At 41.7% G+C, this 19,411-nt stretch carries 20 protein-coding genes; 15 read left to right on the top strand and 5 right to left on the bottom strand.

The window, feature by feature from the left end; translation table 11 throughout:
- Positions 1–99: 99 nt before the first annotated feature.
- Both KXD93_RS05250 and KXD93_RS05255 read left to right on the top strand, forming a co-directional pair.
- Entirely contained in the window at positions 100–294 is a 195-nt protein-coding gene (locus KXD93_RS05250; protein WP_073404972.1) for a cold-shock protein, read from the top strand.
- Between the two features lie 167 nt (positions 295–461).
- Positions 462–848 carry a YtxH domain-containing protein gene (locus KXD93_RS05255; RefSeq protein WP_258135848.1) on the top strand — a complete coding sequence of 129 codons (387 nt, stop codon included), beginning with the start codon at positions 462–464 and terminating at the stop codon, positions 846–848.
- Between the two features lie 126 nt (positions 849–974).
- Here the strand turns inward: KXD93_RS05255 and KXD93_RS05260 are convergent, their stop codons facing one another.
- Positions 975–2,852, bottom strand: a complete 1,878-nt coding sequence (locus KXD93_RS05260) for a M1 family metallopeptidase (RefSeq protein ID WP_258135849.1) — start codon at positions 2,850–2,852, stop codon at positions 975–977.
- Positions 2,853–3,200: 348 nt separating this feature from the next.
- Between KXD93_RS05260 and KXD93_RS05265 the strand changes: the two genes are divergently transcribed.
- From KXD93_RS05265 to KXD93_RS05275, 3 genes are all read left to right on the top strand, one after another.
- Positions 3,201–4,151 carry a Smr/MutS family protein gene (locus tag KXD93_RS05265; protein WP_258135850.1) on the top strand — a complete coding sequence of 317 codons (951 nt, stop codon included), beginning with the start codon at positions 3,201–3,203 and terminating at the stop codon, positions 4,149–4,151.
- Between the two features lie 177 nt (positions 4,152–4,328).
- Positions 4,329–7,319, top strand: coding sequence for a glycoside hydrolase domain-containing protein (locus tag KXD93_RS05270; protein WP_258135851.1), 2,991 nt, complete (start codon positions 4,329–4,331; stop codon positions 7,317–7,319).
- Positions 7,320–7,426: 107 nt separating this feature from the next.
- Positions 7,427–8,749 carry a DUF3472 domain-containing protein gene (locus KXD93_RS05275; RefSeq protein ID WP_258135852.1) on the top strand — a complete coding sequence of 441 codons (1,323 nt, stop codon included), beginning with the start codon at positions 7,427–7,429 and terminating at the stop codon, positions 8,747–8,749.
- A gap of 22 nt (positions 8,750–8,771) precedes the next feature.
- Here the strand turns inward: KXD93_RS05275 and KXD93_RS05280 are convergent, their stop codons facing one another.
- The 3 genes from KXD93_RS05280 to KXD93_RS05290 are packed head-to-tail and all read right to left on the bottom strand — an operon-like array spanning position 8,772 to position 9,595.
- Entirely contained in the window at positions 8,772–9,152 is a 381-nt protein-coding gene (locus tag KXD93_RS05280; RefSeq protein WP_258135853.1) for a type II toxin-antitoxin system VapC family toxin, read from the bottom strand.
- A complete protein-coding gene (locus KXD93_RS05285) occupies positions 9,146–9,361 on the bottom strand; it encodes a hypothetical protein (protein WP_258135854.1) in 216 nt (71 codons plus the stop codon). The genes KXD93_RS05280 and KXD93_RS05285 overlap by 7 nt, the downstream gene beginning before the upstream one ends.
- A gap of 51 nt (positions 9,362–9,412) precedes the next feature.
- Positions 9,413–9,595 (bottom strand): hypothetical protein, encoded by a 183-nt coding sequence (locus tag KXD93_RS05290; protein WP_258135855.1) that lies wholly within the window; start codon positions 9,593–9,595, stop codon positions 9,413–9,415.
- A 57-nt stretch (positions 9,596–9,652) separates the two neighbouring features.
- On the opposite strand from KXD93_RS05290, the gene KXD93_RS05295 reads away from it, so the two are divergent.
- From KXD93_RS05295 to KXD93_RS05325, 7 genes are all read left to right on the top strand, one after another.
- A complete protein-coding gene (locus KXD93_RS05295; protein ID WP_258135856.1) occupies positions 9,653–10,237 on the top strand; it encodes a Crp/Fnr family transcriptional regulator in 585 nt (194 codons plus the stop codon).
- Between the two features lie 168 nt (positions 10,238–10,405).
- Positions 10,406–11,440, top strand: coding sequence for an alpha/beta hydrolase family protein (locus tag KXD93_RS05300; RefSeq protein WP_258135857.1), 1,035 nt, complete (start codon positions 10,406–10,408; stop codon positions 11,438–11,440).
- A 103-nt stretch (positions 11,441–11,543) separates the two neighbouring features.
- Positions 11,544–12,596 carry a winged helix DNA-binding domain-containing protein gene (locus tag KXD93_RS05305; protein WP_258135858.1) on the top strand — a complete coding sequence of 351 codons (1,053 nt, stop codon included), beginning with the start codon at positions 11,544–11,546 and terminating at the stop codon, positions 12,594–12,596.
- A gap of 100 nt (positions 12,597–12,696) precedes the next feature.
- Positions 12,697–13,245: a carboxymuconolactone decarboxylase family protein gene (locus tag KXD93_RS05310; RefSeq protein ID WP_258135859.1), complete on the top strand. Its 549-nt coding sequence runs from the start codon at positions 12,697–12,699 to the stop codon at positions 13,243–13,245.
- A 90-nt stretch (positions 13,246–13,335) separates the two neighbouring features.
- Positions 13,336–13,752, top strand: a complete 417-nt coding sequence (locus KXD93_RS05315; protein ID WP_258135860.1) for a nuclear transport factor 2 family protein — start codon at positions 13,336–13,338, stop codon at positions 13,750–13,752.
- A gap of 10 nt (positions 13,753–13,762) precedes the next feature.
- Positions 13,763–14,374: a pyridoxamine 5'-phosphate oxidase family protein gene (locus tag KXD93_RS05320; RefSeq protein WP_258135861.1), complete on the top strand. Its 612-nt coding sequence runs from the start codon at positions 13,763–13,765 to the stop codon at positions 14,372–14,374.
- A 100-nt stretch (positions 14,375–14,474) separates the two neighbouring features.
- On the top strand, positions 14,475–15,362 hold the full coding sequence (locus KXD93_RS05325) for a helix-turn-helix domain-containing protein (RefSeq protein ID WP_258135862.1): 888 nt from the start codon (positions 14,475–14,477) through the stop codon (positions 15,360–15,362).
- Between the two features lie 28 nt (positions 15,363–15,390).
- Here the strand turns inward: KXD93_RS05325 and KXD93_RS05330 are convergent, their stop codons facing one another.
- A complete protein-coding gene (locus KXD93_RS05330; RefSeq protein WP_258135863.1) occupies positions 15,391–16,725 on the bottom strand; it encodes an ATP-binding protein in 1,335 nt (444 codons plus the stop codon).
- A gap of 237 nt (positions 16,726–16,962) precedes the next feature.
- Between KXD93_RS05330 and KXD93_RS05335 the strand changes: the two genes are divergently transcribed.
- From KXD93_RS05335 to KXD93_RS05345, 3 genes are read left to right on the top strand one after another with little or no spacing between them, the layout of a single operon-like run.
- Complete coding sequence (locus tag KXD93_RS05335; protein ID WP_258135864.1) at positions 16,963–17,925, top strand: hypothetical protein; 963 nt, start codon at positions 16,963–16,965, stop codon at positions 17,923–17,925.
- 40 nt (positions 17,926–17,965) lie between these two features.
- The gene (locus KXD93_RS05340) at positions 17,966–18,760 is read left to right on the top strand and encodes a polysaccharide deacetylase family protein (protein ID WP_258135865.1); all 795 of its coding nucleotides are present in this window, start codon (positions 17,966–17,968) and stop codon (positions 18,758–18,760) included.
- A gap of 1 nt (position 18,761) precedes the next feature.
- A complete protein-coding gene (locus KXD93_RS05345) occupies positions 18,762–19,307 on the top strand; it encodes a dual specificity protein phosphatase family protein (RefSeq protein ID WP_258135866.1) in 546 nt (181 codons plus the stop codon).
- Positions 19,308–19,411 lie beyond the last annotated feature (104 nt).

Consider the following 19,411-nt stretch of genomic DNA (forward strand, 5'->3'; position numbering starts at 1 on the left):
CATCTTTCGGACTTTACTGACTTTCCCGACTTCAGGACTAAATATAAACTTGCATTACGGATTATTATCCATATCTTGCGGCTTTTAATAAATAAAATAATGCAAAAAGAAGGAACAGTAAAATTTTTCAATGAAACAAAAGGTTTTGGTTTTATTACACCAAGCGCTGGTGGCCAGGACGTATTTGTTCATTCAACAGGTCTAATCGATGAAATCCGTGAAAATGATAAAGTGGAGTTTGAAGTAGAAAACGGAAGAAAAGGCTTAAATGCGGTAAATGTAAAGGTTATTTAATTATAATATAATCATTAAACGTACAGGCATCCATTGAAAAATGGATGCCTTTTTTGTTGCTGGGGCCTGCTGTAAAAGGCAAAAAAAAGTTTTAAAATTTAAAAAAAATAAAAACAAAACGGTGGCATTGTTATTGTATAAGTGTAATCATCTAAATTAAAATAACTATGAAGGATCAAACAAGGGTAATAGCAGCCCTATTAATAGGAGCAGCAGCTGGTGCAGCATTAGGATTATTGTTGGCACCCGAAAAAGGCGAAAAAACGCGTGACGATATCGCCGATTATATTAATGATTTGGTTGAAGCAGCTAAAGATAAAGCACAAACAGCCACCAGCGGTATAAAGGAATATGGCAGCAATGTTTACGACAAGGCAAAATCAAAGTTTAGCGGTGTAGCAGACACAGTGTCTGATTATAAGGACGCAGCTATTGAAACAGCGCGTGAAAAAGCCAGCGATCTGAAGGACAAGGCGCAATCAAAATTTGAAGAAGCGAAATCAAAAGCCAAGAACGGTGCAAATGATTTAAACCATTCTGTACAGAATTCTTAACGATATTTAATTTTATAAACAAAGAAACCCGGTCAGTTGGCCGGGTTTCTTTGTTTACTACTTTGTGTCTCCTATAAAATGGCGTGCTCATTTCAGAGACGCAAAGTATTGCGTCTCTACGGGGAATTATTTCGCCGACCACTTATTATTGCTCTCATCAGCATCCATAAAGATGCCGCCGTCAAGCACCGCTGTGGTTATGGTTTTGCCTGTTTTTATGTTTATGCTGATCTGCTTTTCGTTGGCCTGCCAAACAGCAGGAGTTTGATGAAAGCTTTCCATAGTGCCATCGCTGTATGTTACCTTAACATCAAATGGGATAGCAAGGCCGCCGATGTTTTGGATAGATAAGCTATACCCGTCGGTCGACTTTACAACTTTTTGCAGGTTAAGATCTATATAGTAATTGGTGAAGAACCAGTTGTTAAAGAACCAGTTTAGATTACTTCCCGCTCCGCTGCTCATTGAATTAAAATAATCCCACGGAATAGGGTGCTTGCCGTTCCAGTTATCCATATAAGTATGCAGCGCTTTCTTAAATAGTTCATCACCCAGCATGTCTTTTAATGCGAAATAGCTCAATGAGGGTTTACCGTATGAGTTATTTCCGTAGCCATCGCGTTGCTCGCTGGTAGGGGTTATTATCGGCAGATCTTCGGCTGTCGAAGGATCATTGATCCAGCCGTCGACCCGGAATCCTTTATAAAGTTTTTCAGCCTTTTCTTTACCAACCTCATCGGTTCCTATTAACAGTTCAAAGGTCGTTGCCCAGCCCTCATCCATAAATGCATAACGGCTTTCATTTATACCCATGTAGAAAGGGAACCAGGTATGTGCTATTTCATGATCCTGTACAAATTGCGAAAAGGCAACATCATCAGTATGGCTATCGTTTACCATCATTGGGTACTCCATATCTGCAAAACCCTGGAATGAGGTCATTTTAGGGAATGGGTAGGGTACTCCCGGCCAGTTTTTTGAAAGCCAGCTTAAAGAGTGACGGCCCGCCTGTACCGCATGATGGAAATCTTCAGAGCTATCCAAAAATGCCGATTGCATGCTGGCGCGGCGTTTTGTTTTATCATCAACAATAGTGCTGGCTGCGTCCCAGTCGTAATGATCACTTACCCCAACGGCCATGTCGCTGATGTTGGTAGCGGTCCATGTCCAGGTGTTGAAATTATTTTGTGCAGTGATGTTTTTCTTTGCAAGATCCTCTTTGGTGGCAATATGAATTGTTGAATCGCTGGTGAATGATTTTTCCAGTCGTTTTGCATATTCCGGCTGTAAAACTTTTTTAGGGTTCAGTAAAGTGCCTGTTGCCCAAACTATGTAATTTTTTGGTACGGTTACGTTCAGCGTATAATCGTTAAAATCGTTATAAAATTCTTGCGCGTCTAAAAATGGCAGGGTATCCCAGCCTTCATAATCATCGTAAACTGAAACGCGCGGATAAAAATAGGCCAGGTAATAAGTGGTAGAATCTATCATTCCTTCGCGTCCGCTTTGTTTAGAGATCTGGAAATGCCAGGTAATATTCAGCTTCACCGAATCGTGAGGCGCTAATGCTGCTGGTAACTTCATCATGTGGTTGGTTCCGGCGGCTTTCTGATTATCCCATGCTGTTTTACCGCCGTTTACAAATATCGAGTCAACCTGTATGCCGGGCGTTAGGTAATCTTCCCCCGCGTCGCCAAAACGGGCGGATCCGGGACGGTGAATATTCAGGATCAGCTTCATGTTAAGATGTTTCAACGTATCTGGGCTGTTGTTGAAATAGGTTATTTGCTCAACGCCCTTTACATTTCTATCAGGCGGTAAAGCGTTTATCGAAATGTTATAACGGGCATGATTTTGCCAGTAGTTTTTGCCGGGCTTGCCGTCTAATGAGCGGGTTCCTTTATTGAAAGCGGCCTGGATGTCGCGGGGCATGTACAAATTTTGTGCCCGTAACTGTAAAAATAAAAAACTGCAAAAGGCAGCTATAATAATTGGTTTGAACATTTGATATAAATTTTGTGAGCAAATAAACGGATTTAAGCCAATACGGCACCCTAATGATGAAATTAACGCCTTTTTATATCAGATTAGACGCGGGAGAAATGTAATAATTACGTTGATGTTAAAAAATTTAACAAATAACTATTTGCAGACCGATAAATATTTTTTTACTTTGCAGGCAGTTATTTTAATAGGGGTATTAAATAACTAATTTCTAACCATCTGCCTTAGGGCGGGTGGTTTTTTTGTTTTTAAGGATTGCACCGATGGTTGATTGATTACACCGATTTCTATTTAAAAATCTGTGTAATCAAAAATAATCGGTGCAATCATCATTTAATCTATGTAATCATGTCAAAATATAAGTTAGGCGATTTTGTGCGTTTTGTGGACGAAAAAATGGAGGGTTTTGTAACCCGCATTATTGACGACCAGATGATAGGGGTAACGGGTGAGGATGATTTTGAGATCCCGGTACTGGCCAGTAAGGTCACCACGGTGCATGGATATGTGGGTGCGGGCAGCAAGAAAGACGAACTTACAGAGGAGCAACAAGCACCCGCAGGCGAGTTTAATGCTAAAGGTGTTTATATTGGTGTAGTGAATGACCCGAAGGCAAATTCAGTAGTTCATTTTTATTTGGTGAACGATACTTCATTTCAGCTGCTGGCGTCGTTAACTACCGAAAAGCTAAATACATTTAAGGGCGAGTTCAGTGGAATAGCTGCACCAAATACAGCAACCAAAATATATTCTGCCCAACTGGCTGATCTGCAGCTTTGGCCGAAACTGATCTTCCACATCGTTTATCATACCAAACAAAACCAGGAGCCGCCTGCCCCATTGGTAATCAACGAGAAATTTAAGGCCAAAGATTTTTCGGGTGCTAAAAAAATAGTCCCTGTGCTAAAGCAACAAGGGTGGCTGATCAGGCTGGATGAACCGGAGTTGGTAATTGATGCTGAAAAGCTGAAGGAAAGTTTTTTCCAATCGCCCGAAGAAAAGGTGGTTGTTGATAAGCCGGGCGGCGAAGTTGACCTGCACATTGAAAAACTGCGCAACGATTACCAGTTTTTAAACAGCGGCGAGATCCTGAAAGTTCAATTAGACACTTTTCATAAAGCGCTCGATGCAGCCATTGTACACCAGCAGTCGGAGATCGTATTTATTCACGGTGCGGGCAATGGGACTTTAAGGCACGAGATCCACAAGTTGTTGGGCAAGCACCAAAAGATCCAGACTTTCATGGATGCAAGGAAGGAAAAATTTGGATATGGGGCTACAAAGGTTTTGTTGAAATAACAACAATCGCCGTTGCCTGTGTCCTCACAGGCAACACTTGTATGTTGGAGAAAGTTGGCCGTGAGGACACAGCCAATGGGAATGGATTTGTGCAAACGTTTGCGTGCCGTTTATACCACCTATATTACCGCATCTTATTAAAGTATGCTTAAATTAGCATTCCCATAAGATCGATTCATGAAAAAACTTTTACACTTATCCCTTTTAACCTTTATCTGCCATATTTCTTTTGCGCAGGAAATAAAATACACCGTAAAAAATAACGACTGGGATGCCGATTCGTTGGGCAATCACAGGGTTGTGCTTACCCTTCAAAATGCAAATACCAGCCTTGCCAAAGCAGTTATTAACTGGCGCAGGAACGACCAGCATCCGGAAGACAAGCAATTGTTTGTAGTAGATGCTGCAACCAATAAGAGGATTCAGAATGTATCAGTAACGGCAATCAACCGCGAAGCAGGCGTACTTTATTTTGAGCCAGTGGCGGGTGATAAAAAGTACTTCGTGTACTATATGCCTTATAAAGTCGACCGGAAATCAAACTACCCTAACATAAAGTATTTAAAGGCGGCGCAAACAGCTTCCAGCGACTGGCTGCAATCTATCCAAAATAGCACGAATATTGAAGGTGCTAAGGTTGAGTCGATAGAGTCCATCAACGAGATGAACAACTTCTATCCTATGGAAGTGATCGCCACCAAAACCGAAGTAGATAACATTGTTCAACTAAATGCAGGAAAAACTTATTTAGTTTTTCCGGAAGACAGAACGCACATCATCAAAATGAAGCATGATATCCCGCAAAGGTGGATCATTGCCGGGGCAAAAAGTGTTTTCAACGGCGAGGCGAAAAGAGGGGAGAATTATAGTTACCAGTTAGGGATCTATCCAACCGCAAAGGATTTAAACGGCGTCAAAATTACTTTTACTGATTTGAAAAGTAAGTCCGGACAAGTGATCCCATCTAAGTTAATGTCGTGCATTAATAACGGCGGTACAGATTATAGGGGCAATGCCTTCACCAAAACAGTCGACATAATTAGAGGCGATGTACAGGCTATGTGGTGTTTGGTAAACCTGCCTGCTACGATTGTTGCAGGAACCTATGAAGGATCAGTTACCATTAGTGCAAAGAATGCAGAGAATACAAAGATCGGTATCAGGATAAAAATTGATCCTGCTATCGCTATAAAAGGCAATATCAACGAACCATGGACGGAAACCCGCTTAACCTGGTTGAACTCCACTATCGCGCAGCAAAACGAAGTGATAAAACCCTATACGCCGTTGGTGGTAAAGGATAATAGCATTGCACTGCTTGGCCGTAAAGTGATCATGGATAAGACGGGGTTTCCGAAAAATATTGAAACCTATTTTACACCTGAAATGACCTCGTTTTCAACAAAGGCAAAACAGGTTATCGATGCACCGATCAGCTTGATCGCCGAAAATAATAACGGACCCGAAAAATGGCAGTCAAAAGGCTTGAAATTCACGCTAACCCAACCGGGAACCGTTAAGTGGACAGCCACGAATACATCTGCGGATTTGCAGATGGACGTTTCTGGCTCAATAGAGTTTGATGGCTTTACGTCATACACCGTGAAGGTCACCGCCCTGCAGGATGCCGATCTGAAGGACATCCGAATGGAAATTCCCTTTAATAAGGAGGCATCAAAATACATGATGGGTTTAAACCTTAAAGGTGAAAAACGCCCGGACAACTACGAGTGGAAATGGGATGTTGTCCATAAAAACCAGGATGGCGCATGGATAGGCGACGTAAATGCCGGCTTGCAATACTCTTTGCGGGATGAAAACTATGTGCGGCCGCTGAATACCAATTTCTATCTGCAAAAGCCTTTATTACTGCCAACCTCATGGGGGAATGATAACAAGGGCGGCATTAATATCAGCGAGAAGAGTAACCGGGTTTTGGTAAACAATTATAGCGGTGCCCGCTCTATGAAAAAAGGCGATGTGCTGTATTATAATTTCACTTTGCTGATCACACCGTTCCACCCAATAAATACTGATTTTCAATGGGCAACGCGCTTTTACCATAAATACAGCGATCTCGATAGTATAAAAGCAACAGGCGCAACTGTGGTTAATATTCACCATGGTACGCCAATAAACCCTTACATCAATTATCCATTCATCCGGTGGCACCAGATGAAGAGCTATATCGACTCTGCACATCAATTAGGTTTAAAAGTAAAGATCTACAATACCGTTCGTGAGCTTTCCAACAGTGCTTATGAAACGTTCCCGATGCGGAGTCTTGGTCATGAAATTTATTCGACAGGTAAGGGGGGAGGATATTCCTGGTTGCAGGAACACGTTGCTGATGACTACATCGCCGCTTGGTATGTGCCGGAATATAAGGATGCTGCGCTGATAAACAGCGGGATGAGCCGCTGGCATAATTATTATGTGGAGGGAATGAACTGGCTGGTACAAAACGTGGGCATCGACGGAATTTATCTGGACGACGTAGCATTCGACCGGATCACCATGAAGCGGATAAAAAGAGTATTAACACAAAACGGTCACCCCGGCATTATCGACCTGCATTCGGCTAATCAATACAACAAAAGTGATGGCTTTAATAACAGCTGCAACCTGTACCTGGAGCATTTTCCGTATTTAAACCGCCTTTGGTTTGGGGAGTATTTTGATTATGAGAAAAACTCGCCCGATTTCTTTTTAACTGAAGTTTCAGGGATTCCATTCGGCCTGATGGGCGAGATGCTGCAGGGCGGTGGTAACCCGTGGCGCGGGATGATCTACGGCATGACCAACCGAATGCCATGGAGCGATAACGCCGATCCGCGCCCGATCTGGAAAGTTTGGGACGATTTTGGCATGCAGGGCACTAAGATGATTGGTTACTGGGTGGAGAATAATCCGGTAAAAACCGGTAACCCGGAAGTGCTGGCGACCATTTATAAAAAAGAGCATAAAGTGTTGGTCTCCATAGCAAGTTGGGCAAAGGACGATAGTTCTGTCAAGTTGCAAATAGATTGGAAAGCTTTAGGTATTGATCCGGCAAAGGCAACTATAACCGCGCCTGAAATCAAAAATTTCCAGTCAAAAGCAAGCTTTAAAGATGGCGACGAGATAAAGGTAGAAAAGGGTAAAGGCTGGTTGCTGGTTATTAAATAATAAACAAACACATGTCATTGCGAGCGATAGCGCGGCAATCGCGAACTATGCATTTACGCTTTATAAGTTCTACATCATTTATAATCCGATTTTATACCACTACTACGATGCAACTAACTAAATTATTTTTTTGCCTGTTGTTTACAACGCTAATCAGCCTTACTATAACTTCTTTTATAAATGCCAATCATTCAAATAGGAACGTTGTACCCGATAGCTCAATAACTGTACCTTTAGGCGGCAATGCCTGGCGTGTTGCCAAAGATACCGTTGGCGGTACGGTAACAAATGATGGTATTGTGAACTGGACCAGCAAGGAGGTAAAATTTAATGTTTATTTCAGGGTAGCTACTAAGGGTAATTTCAAGCTTTGGGTCAACCTGAAGGTTGCTGATGGTACCAGTAAGATCGCTGTTTCTGCTTTAAAATCGACGAAGGAAATTGCCGTAAGTGGCAACGAGGTTAAGGAGTATTACGTGGGCGAGTGGGTCGCAAAAGATACCGGATACGTTGAAGTGCAGGTTAAGGCTATCAGCAAAACAGGGAAAACCTTTGCAGATGTTAGCAGTATTAAATTATTGGGTGCCGCTATAAATGCTAAAACGGCCTATGTGAAAAACAACGAAGGCAGCTATTTCTATTGGGGACGAAGAGGTCCGTCTGTTCACCTGGCTTACAAAGTACCGGTAACTAATGCGGAATGGTTTTATAATGAAGTTACCGTGCCGGTTGGCAACGATGTTTTAGGATCATACTTTATGGCTGATGGATTTAATGTGGGTTATTTTGGCATGCAGGTAAACTCACCAACAGAAAGGCATATCTTATTTTCCGTTTGGAGCCCGTTTAAAACTGATGACCCGAAGGCAATTCCAGACAGCCAAAAGATCATCATGTTAAAAAAGGGCCCCAATGTGCATACCGGCGAATTTGGAGCTGAAGGCTCGGGCGGGCAAAGCTATATGTTGTATAACTGGAAGGCAGGCAATACCTATAAATTCCTGGTGCGTGCCAAACCTGTAGCCAACAATCATACGGAGTTTACCACCTGGTTTTTCGCACCAGAGCTAAACAAGTGGCAATTGATAGCAAGTTTTAGTCGCCCGCAAACTCAAACTTATTTAAAGGGATTGCATTCCTTTTTAGAGAACTTCGACCCTGAGCAGGGTACAATAACCCGAAAGGTGCTGTTTACCAACCAATGGGTAGCCGATGAAAACGGAAAATGGACACCCATAAACAGTGCCCACTTTACCAACGACGCCACAGCCATGAAAGGCTACAGAATGGATTATGCCGGCGGTGTGGACGGCAACGCTTTCTATTTGAAAAATTGCGGGTTCTTTAATAATTATACTGTTCGGAATACCGTTTTTGAGCGGCCAATCGCCGGTAATGCGCCGGATGTTGAGTTAGATAAGTTGCCTTAATGCTTAACGAGTATAGAATTGTCTATTGAATATTAGCAACGTTCAAACCTTCAATTCTTTCGAAATGTTTTTTGTTTAACGTAGCAACAGGCAGGTCGTTTACAATACAGGTTGCAGCAATGAAGATGTCCCTGAACTCAATCAGTTTGTTAGTTTTCTTTAATTGACGATAGATTTCTGCAGCTTTAACGGCGGCAGCAGCGGTAAATGGTAATATGGAAAAGTCTGCTGCCAAATCCTCGGCGTCTTTCTCTTTTTCCGATGTTGTCGCACCCATGTAAAGTTCATACAATGAGATTGTAGAAATAAATAGCTCAGAATCGTCAGGGATTAAATAAAGTGAGGTGGCTAATTTATTTTTTGCACGAAGGTGTTCAATCAAAATGCCTGTATCTACTACCATTCCTCTGGCTTCCAGTTTTCAAATCCTTTTTTAGTTTCTTCAAAAACTTTTAAATCTTCATCTGTCCAAACGGAAATATTAGCCAATCTTTTTTTTCGCGCGGATATATCGGTTGTATTTTCCTTGTGTACAGTCACGCCCAATTCCTTTAGTAATTGCGTTACTAACGTAAGTTTAGTATCGGGTACATCAATTCTCAACGTTTCCATATAACAAATTTACGATATTAATAAATCAAATCATATATCTGCGTCAATTCGTTATTTTTCCAGTATAAAGGTAATATTCGTCCAGTTTGCCGTAGTGGGGCTGTGGATGGTTTCTTTAATAACCCAACCCTCGTCAAGGTACCTGTTTACAAAAGGCACCTCGTATGCAGAGTGACGATTGGTTACTGATTGCTCATAAACATTAATATTTACTGTTATTACTTTTTGTGCCATTATGTTTTTTAGTTAGATTTCAAAGGTAAATATTTATAAGGCTATTATCCTGTTTTTATGAAGGTGAACCTGCACGAAGTACTAAGACAAACATTATCGCCCGGTATTAATTTAACAGAAGAAGAATGGGCAATAGTATTTAATTGCTGCAAGGCCAAAACCACAAAGCGAAATGAGATCTTGCTGGAAAAAGGCAAGATCAGCCAATACCTGTATTTTGTTGTAAAAGGCTGTTTACGGATTTTTTTAATTGATGAGGATGGGCAGGAGGCTACCCGTTTTTTAATATTTGAGGGCAGTTTCGGTACAGCATTTCCAAGCTTTACCCTGCGCCAGCAGTCGTCAGCAGCCATCCAAAGCATCGAACCATCTGAGCTATTGATGATAAGCCACGCTGATTACCAAATGCTTTTAAACACTATGCCCGGCTGGGAACGTATGACCCGTCTCGGTTTGCAGCAGGACTATATCGATGCCATAATTCGGATTGAGAGTTTAATAACCATGGACGCGAAGCAGCGCTACGATATCCTGATGAAAAAGAACCCAAAGATCATCCAAAGGCTGCCCGGCAAGTTTGTAGCTGATTACCTAGGAATTTCGCAGGAAACGCTGAGCAGGTTGAAGGCGAGAAGGAAATAATTGAGTGAGTTGATTAGGTTAGATTGAGTTGATTAGGTTAAGCGAATTGTTTGATCTATAAACCTAATCAACTTATTCAACTCAATCTAACTTAATCAACCTATTTAATGACTTTTGTCAACTTTCGTTAGGTGAAATACAACTTGTTTTGCATTAAATATTAATCGCATGAACAGATCAAATTTAATAGCAGCAATAGTTACCTTTCTAAGTTTATTTTCCTTTGAGCAAAAGGCATCGGCACAGAACATAGGAGAACGGACTTTTCATTATAAGGATGAAAAACGGAACCGCCCGGTTGTAACCGAGGTATGGTATCCAACAACAGATACATTAACACAAAAGGATAACGGATTCTCGCCTTTTATTAAAATAACAACTGTGCATAATGGCAAATTGCCGGATAGTAAATTGCCGCTGGTATTTATATCACATGGTGCAGGCGGCAACCGTTTAACATTAGAATGGCTGGCCGATAAACTGGTGCAAAACGGGTTTATAGTTGCGGCAGTGGATCATTACGGGAATACATTTGATCATTCTACTCCCGAGGGCTTTTTGGAGCCATGGGAGCGGCCACAGGATATCAGCTTTGCATTAACATCATTATTAAAGGATGCTGAATTTGGTAAGGTGATTGATGAGAAGCGTTTAGGTATGTCCGGTTTTTCGATAGGGGGTTATACCACGCTGGCGCTTGCCGGCGCCGAAATAAATGTTGATGTTTTAAAAGCTTACTATAAAAGCCCGAAAGGTAATCGAGAAATAAATATACCCGAGTTTCCCGGCCTGCTTAACTATATTGATAAACCAGAGATCAGGCAATCATTCGACAACGCGCCGCCGCTAAAGGATCTCAGGTTTAAAGCGTTCTTTGCCATGAGCCCTGCCTCGGGACAAGGTTTTGTGAATAGGGACCAGGTTAAAAAGATCACCGACCCGGTTTACATAGTAACCGCGCAAGCCGACAGTATAGCGCCTGCTGCCACCAACGCCTTTGTATATCATCAGCTTATTGCCAAATCAAAATACTATGTAGTTAAGGGCAAAGTCGGCCACTATGTGTTTTTAAACGAGGCCGTAGATCAGCTCAAAAAGGAAGAACCCAAATTCTTTGATGATGATCCGTCGGTAAGCCGTCGGCAAGTACACGAGGAAGTTTCACAAATGGCAGCCGATTTTTTTAAGGCAAACCTGAAGTAGGTTAAGAGTCAGGAACCGAGAGTCAAGAACCAAGAATCAAGAGTCAAGAAAAAGAGGATGTTTCAAAATTCTTTTTATCTTTCATTATTCTTGACTCTGAAAAATGACCAATCTGGAAATAGCGCATCATCGCCTGTACACGCAGCATATTGCACACCAGCAATTTAGCAAGCCTGCTGAAATTGTAAAATATATGGGTGCAATGCAGGCGCAGGATTATGCCGGGGCAAAATGGGCGGTAGGGATGAGGCTAAAGAAAATTAACAATGCCGCTATTGATATGGCCTTAGCTGACGGCAGCATTATCCGTACCCACGTGCTGCGGCCAACCTGGCACTTTGTTGATCCTGACGATCTGCGCTGGATGCTAGATCTTACAGCGCACCGCATCGTGTCGCTTGGCGCATCAAGAACGCGGCAGCTTCAACTGGATAATTCCATATTTAAAAAAAGTAATGATGCTTTGGCAAGGGCGCTTGAAGGAAACAAGCAGCTCGATCGGTTTGAACTTACTACGATATTGAATAATGCAGGTGTTAAAACGGATACCGAACGCCTGATCCACCTGCTGATGCAGGCCGAGTTAGAACGTGTGATTTGCAGCGGTGGCCGGCAAGGTAAGCAATTTACGTATGCGTTATTTGATGACAGGGTACCCCAAAGCCATCCGTTAGATAAGGAAGAAGCATTAGCCGAATTGTTGAGGCGATATATTGTTAGTCGCGGCCCGGCTACCTTACATGATTTTGCATGGTGGAGCGGCCTTACTTTAGGCGATGCAAGACTCGGGTTGGAAATTGTAAAGTCGGAATTTATCAGCACGATGGTTAGCGGTCATGAATACTGGATGGCTAAGGATAAGCCCGAACCACAAGGCAAGGCACCAATCGCGTACCTGTTGCCAGCCTATGATGAATTTGCCGTTGCTTACAGCGATCGCGCGGCCGCTGTAAACCCCAAATATACCACACAGGCAAGGCATGTAATATTCGACCCGTCCATTGTCGTGAACAACCAGGTTGTGGGTGCCTGGAGGAGGATCGTTAAAAAGAATGAAATAGAGATCGTATTAAACCCATTTGGGAAACTGAACAAAATTCAAACAAAGGCAATTGATATGGCGCAGAAGCGCTTCCAAAAATTCATGAAGTATTGAGGAAAAATTGTCCATGCACTTGCGTACATCATCCATGTTATAAAATTTAGGGGCGCTGCACCTTTGTATTGTCAATAACGACAAACAAAACCTTAAGAAAATGACACGTTTAAAAGCATTAAACCCCGAAGAAACTACAGGCAAGGCAAAAGAATTATTTGATGCAATACAAGGCAAATTAGGCATGGTTCCCAATATGATGCGCACCATGGGCAATTCACCAGCAGTGCTGGAAGGCTACCTTAATTTGAGTGGGAGCTTAAGTCATGGCAAGTTGGGCGCCAAAACCGGCGAGCTGATTGCCCTGGCGGTTTCCGAAAGTAACAACTGCGATTACTGTTTATCTGCCCATTCATTTATTGGTGAAAAGCTGGTACATATCGATGCCAATACCTTACAAAACGCCCGCGGCGGCAATGCTGCTGACGCAAAAACTGATGCCATATTGAAATTTGCCAATGTATTGGTAAACAAAAGAGGATTGGTGAATGATGCGGATGTTGATGCCATAAAGGCTGCCGGTTTAACTGATGGCGAAATAGGCGAGATAGTGGCACATGTTGCACTGAATGTTTTAACCAATTACTTTAACAATACTGCAAATCCGGTTATTGATTTTCCTGAAGTACATGCTGGCCAAATAGCCTAAATTATTGCTTCAAATCTCATCATACAGTAAAAGTTAGGGAATCTGCCTTAGCTTTTACTGTAATAACTAATTTTATAAAAAAATAAGAAGATGGAAACTCAACGATTCCCCTTACCGCCATTTAATATGGAAACCGCATTGCAGAAGGTACAAGCCGCTGAAGATGCGTGGAATACCAAAGATCCTGAAAAAGTTTGCCTGGCCTACACCATTGATACCGAATGGCGCAACCGAACGGATTTTATTAACGGCCGCGAGGAAGTAAAGCAATTCCTTACTCGTAAATGGGAAAAGGAACTTGACTACAAGCTAAAAAAGGAACTCTGGGGCTTTAAGGAAAACAGGATGGCGGTAAGATTTGAGTATGAGTGGCATGATGCCGCCGGGCAGTGGTACCGAAGTTACGGCAATGAGCTTTGGGAGTTTGATGAGAACGGCTACATGCAAAAAAGGTTCGCAAGCATCAATGACCTGGAGATTAAAGAATCAGATCGTAAATTATTTTAAATAGAACCCTGTGAACTATTCAGAGATAGCCTTTTCGGATGCTTCCAAGCGGTTCCAGGAACGTTACGGTAGCAGGGCGAGTTATGCCAGGATGGAGCAGTATAAAATTACTGACGGCTTAACTGAAAGTGAAGTGGATTTTATCAGCCACCAGGATAATTTTTACATGGCCACAATTGGGGAAAGTGGTTTCCCATATATCCAGTTCAGAGGCGGGCCAAAAGGTTTTTTGAAGGTACTGGACGAACAAACTTTAGGCTTTATTGATTTTGGCGGTAATAAGCAATACATCTCGGTCGGTAATCTGGCTACAAATAATAAAATATCGCTGTTTCTACTGGATCAGGCAGCTAAAGCCAGGCTGAAAATCTACGCCGAAGCAGAAGTTTTAGAGATAGAGGGGAACGAACAATTGTTTGATAAACTTAATCTCGAAGGCTATAAATTTAAACCCGAAAGAATAATTGTTTTGAACGTGAAGGCTTACGACTGGAACTGCCCGCAGCACATCACTGAGCGCTACACGCTCGAGGAGATACGTGACGAGTTTATGGCGCAGCATGAGTATATCAATAAGCTGAGAGCCGAAGTTGCAGGCCTGAAAAAAAGGTTGGGGGAGTAGTCCAAAAGTCCGGAAGGGACTGGGTGTATAAATAACCTATTTTGGTTGATATCCGTTAGGCCACGTCTCCGGTTCTCTATTTAACTAATCATCAACAATAATGCTCAATACACAAACTGCATTTACCCTAATGAATCCGCAAACAGGAAGCCTGGCTTTTCGCCTGTTTTCTTTTGATGATTGCAGTGGCTTTGCTCATTTACAAAGGCATAACTATTATACCATAGTTTGGGTAACAAAGGGGAGGGGTAAACTGCGCTGGAATTTTTCGGAATATAATTTTGAGGCAGATTCTATGTTTGCTTTCGCGATATATCAGCCGTTTCAGATCATTGCAGATGATGAGTTCGAAGGCTTCGCTCTTAATTTTCATCCAGACTTTTTCTGTATTCACAAACATGATAAGGAAGTTTCCTGTAACGGTGTGTTGTTCAATAATATTTACGAGCCGCCTTTTGTAAAAGTTGATTTGCAGTCGGCCCCGATCTTTAAAATGGTATTGGAGCAAATTAAAACCGAGATGCAAAACTCTGCGGTTGCGCAGTATGAATTGCTGATGTCGTACCTGAAGATCTTTTTAATAACGGCGGTAAGGTTAAAAACGGAGCAACAACCGGCTGCGCATACCGTTCTGTTGGATCGCAAGGAGCCTTTTATCCTCCAAAACCTGAAGGATGCTATTGAAACACATTTTAAAGAAAAGCATTCCGCAAGTGATTATGCCGATATGCTCAACATCTCGCCAAAGGCGCTGGCCAAAATAGCCAAAGCACATTTTAGCCGCACATTAACTGATATGATCGCCGACCGGATCATCATCGAAGCCAAGCGGGAACTGTATCTAACCAACAAACCGGTAAAAGAAATTGCGTTTAATTTAGGCTATACGGACGAATACTATTTTAGTCGCTTTTTTAAGATAAACGCTGATGTTTCACCACAGCTTTACAGAGATACGGTAGGCGCCGGGAGAGCTGAAGTAGCTTAGTTACATAAAAGAGAAATTCAGGCAATAATTACACCTGTCTTTTTTTTTGCAGTTGCCCTTCATTTATGCCATTTTGGTTATAATCATCCTGGCAAAGTTTAAAACTTACATAAAAAGTTGTTCCGGCTCCGGGTGTGCTTTCAAATGTTATTTTTCCATTCTGAAGTTCAGTAAATTCCTTGCATAATAATAACCCTAAACCAACGCCTTTTTCATTTTTTGTTCCGAAAGTCGACTCGGTTTTTAACGAAAAGATATCATTTTGATGCTCATATGAAATCCCAAGGCCATTATCCTTTATCATTATCCGGCAATCGGTACCAATAGCATCTGCAGATACTATGATTTGTCCGCCGGGATTTGTGAATTTAAGAGCATTGTTTATTAAATTTCTTATAATTAGCTGCAGCATATCCGCGTCAGCAGTAATAAAAATTGAATCTTTTAATTGATCTGTCAACTGAATGCCTTTTTCAGCAGCAACAGCCTGGTGAATTTGCAAGGTGTTTTGTAATGTTTTTTTCAGGTTTAGCTTAACCAGGTTCGCAGTTGCGCCCTGCATTTGTGATTTGCTCCATAAAAGTAAATTTGTAAGCATTTCCTGTGTGTTTTGGGTAGAATTCAACAGCTCATTATTTATAGATAACCTTTCACCTTCATCAAGTTTGAACTCTGAAAGTACTTCCAAATAATTTTGTATAGATGCCAAAGGCGATCGCAGATCGTGCGCCAGGATAGAAAATAGCTTATTCATTGTAGCATTTGCAGATTCCAGCTCAATTGCTTTTTGTTCAACTAATTTCCGCTCGGTGTGATAGTTTTTCCTGACAGTGGTAGTAACCAAAAAAATAAAAAAAACAATAATAAGATAGGTATAGCCTACATCTATAAAACGACTCTCATTATCGGGATATGTGTTCTTTATTGTGCCCTTATATATGTATTCAATTGCAAGCAGTGTAATAACAATAGCAAGATTTAATGCTATCCAAAACCAATATTGTTTTTTGGGAACCACGGAAATGGTAAGGAAATAAGAAAGCACAAAAATTAAAAGAGAGGGGCCGTTAATGCCTGAATTATACTTATAGTTTACAATAAGAAGAATATTACATGCTATCATGTAAATAACGATACAGGTATTCCACTTCTTTTTAAACCGCGAGTAATAATAACAAACAACAGAGATGGCAAATATGACCGCCATTAAAATAACCAATTGCTGGATGCCAAGCAGGATATCTAAAAAAATATTTAGAAATAAAACCACAGCGGAGGCAAGACAAATAGCATTAAAGATACGTGCCTCTAGGGAGAAATCGGGAGGATACCCAAGCAGTTTTTTCCAAAAGGATTGCTTCATTTAAATAACTATTGGTCGGGCACTTACAAGTATAATAATGCTATGTTAAATATTGTTGCAGAGCTTAATGATGCTAATACGTAAAATAAGATTAATGGTTGTTGTTTTGAGACTATTTAAACCTACAAAATATTAAATGATTTTTCAGCAGGTTGTTTATTTTATATAATTGAAATTAGGCGGATTGATATAATACCTACCGTACATTCCTTATATTTATAGAACGAAAAGTATTTTATGTTAAGGAGACTTGTGTATGTTCTTGCTTTTATATGGTTTACCAATACAAGCATGGGACAAGTGGTCTATCCTGATAACTCTACCCCTTCCGACAATCCAAAACTATTTGGTAAAGGTTTTTTATCAGACGGTTTGAGCAACCGTGATTTTACCATCTCGCCTGATGGGGATGAGATATTTTTCACCATGCAGCAGCCCAGGTTTTTGAGCAGCACCATATTACGGATAAAAAAGCTTAATGGTAAATGGGGAAGACCGGAAGTAGCGCCATTTTCCGGGAGATACCGCGACCTTGAAGCTTCCTTTTCTCCGGACGGTAAATGGATCTTTTTTTCATCGGACAGGCCTGTTAGTGGAACAATTCCTAAGGATAATTTTGATATTTGGAAGATTGGCCGTTTGGCAAATGGCCGATGGGGCACGCCGGTGCACTTGGACACTACGGTAAATTCGGACAAGGATGAATATTATCCAAGCGTTGCCAAAAATGGACATCTTTATTTTACTGTCGCTGCCTCATATGGAAAAGGGAAGGAGGATATTGTAATGTGCAGACCCGTTAAGGATGGGTATAGCAAACCGGTAAGCCTGCCGGAGGCAATTAACTCACCAAACTACGAGTTTAATCCTTTTATCGATCCTGATGAGCAGTTTATAATGTTCTCATCACAAGGGCGTAAGGATGATATCGGCGGGGGCGATTTGTACATCAGTCGTAAGGATAAAAATGGTAACTGGCTGCCGGCAAAACACCTGCCCGCTCCTATAAATTCAACCGGATTAGATTACTGCCCATATGTTACCCGTGATGGCAAATACCTGATATTCACCAGCAGCCGCGCAAATCCTCAATTTTCTGACCATAAAGCAAAAACGTATCAACAATTAAAAGACCTGCTAACCAAACCCGGCAACGGTTTTGATGATATTTATTGGGTTAAGTTTGATAATAAATGGTAAATGTTTTGTTTTTTTACCTTGATAAACCTAGGGCCCGATTATGAAGAAATTAACACTGTTTTTCCTGTTGTTGAGTGTTATCGCCTCCGCACAACAAAAAAAAATCAAATGGCCGCATCATAAAAAGGCCGTAATTGTGCTTACCTATGATGATGCACTCGACTCGCAATTGAAAAATGCGATCCCTCAATTAAATAAGCTAAATTTTAAAGGAACGTTCTTTTTAACCAGTGAACTGAATAGCGTCAGCATTCCCAAATGGCGCAAGGCGGGAGCAGAGGGTCATGAACTGGCCAACCATACCTTATTTCATCCATGCCTGAGTGAAACCATGCCGGATAACCCAGTGAATGCGGCTGAGCATTATTCTATTTTCCAGATCATGCGTGAGATTTACACCATGAATAATTTCCTGTATGCCATTGACGGTAAAAGCGGGCGCACTTATGCTTATCCTTGTACGGAGACCGAGGTGGGTGGAAAAAGCTATGTAGATACGCTTCGTAAATCAACCATGATAAAATATGCGCGGGTAGGCGGGGATGATGATGCCGTTATAACAGACTTTAAACACCTGGATAATATGCTGGTGCCATCTTACGGACTGGAGGACAGCACGCCCGCAAATAAGCTGATTGAGTTTGTAAAAAAGGTGGAGAAAAGCGGCGGTATGGGCATCTTTATGTTTCATGGTATTGGCGGCGATTTTATTAAAACATCAACACAGGCACATAAAGAATTATTGGAATATCTTGCAAAAAATAAGACGGATATCTGGGTTGCCACTTTTCAGCAGGCAATGGACTATATTACACTGGAAAATAAAAAAGGATAAAGTGTTTAACAAACTGAAGAGCTATTTAAAGGGGACCGGCTTAGTGCTTGATTATATGTACGATAATGCCCACCGTATAATAGCCGGTGTTCCGCGTTTAAACCGGTCGCAAATAACGGCACACCTGTTTTTAGGCAGCCAGTATAATTTATTGGGGTTACGAAAGCTGAAGGCGCTTGGCGTTACCGCCATAGTAAACATGCGTACCCATAACGATTACAGCGACGCTGAGCACGAGGGTATTAAATACCTTCACCTGCCGACTGTTGATAATACGCCGCCGCCGCTGGAAGTGCTTTTAAAGGGTGCGGATTTTATAGATCAGGAAATAAAAAGCGGTGGAATAGTTTACGTGCACTGCCGCCAGGGCCTTGGTCGCGGGCCAACCATGGCAATGGCTTATTTGATAAAAACAGGTTTAACTTTTGCTGATGCCTATGCGATGATTAAAAGAGTAAGAATCTTTATAAACCCCAGACCGGGGCAGGTAGAAAGGTTGAAGGAGTTGGAAGCGTATTATAAAAAGGATTTAACAAAAGATATTTAAGTGATTTGTCATTGCGAGCGACAGCGCGGCAATCTCATCGCAAGCCGGGCGAAGGGTTAGCTACGAGGTTGCTTCACTCGTTCCTCGTTCGCAATGACAATGTT

This window comes from Mucilaginibacter phenanthrenivorans (assembly GCF_024721155.1).
Classification (GTDB): Bacteria; Bacteroidota; Bacteroidia; order Sphingobacteriales; family Sphingobacteriaceae; genus Mucilaginibacter; species Mucilaginibacter phenanthrenivorans.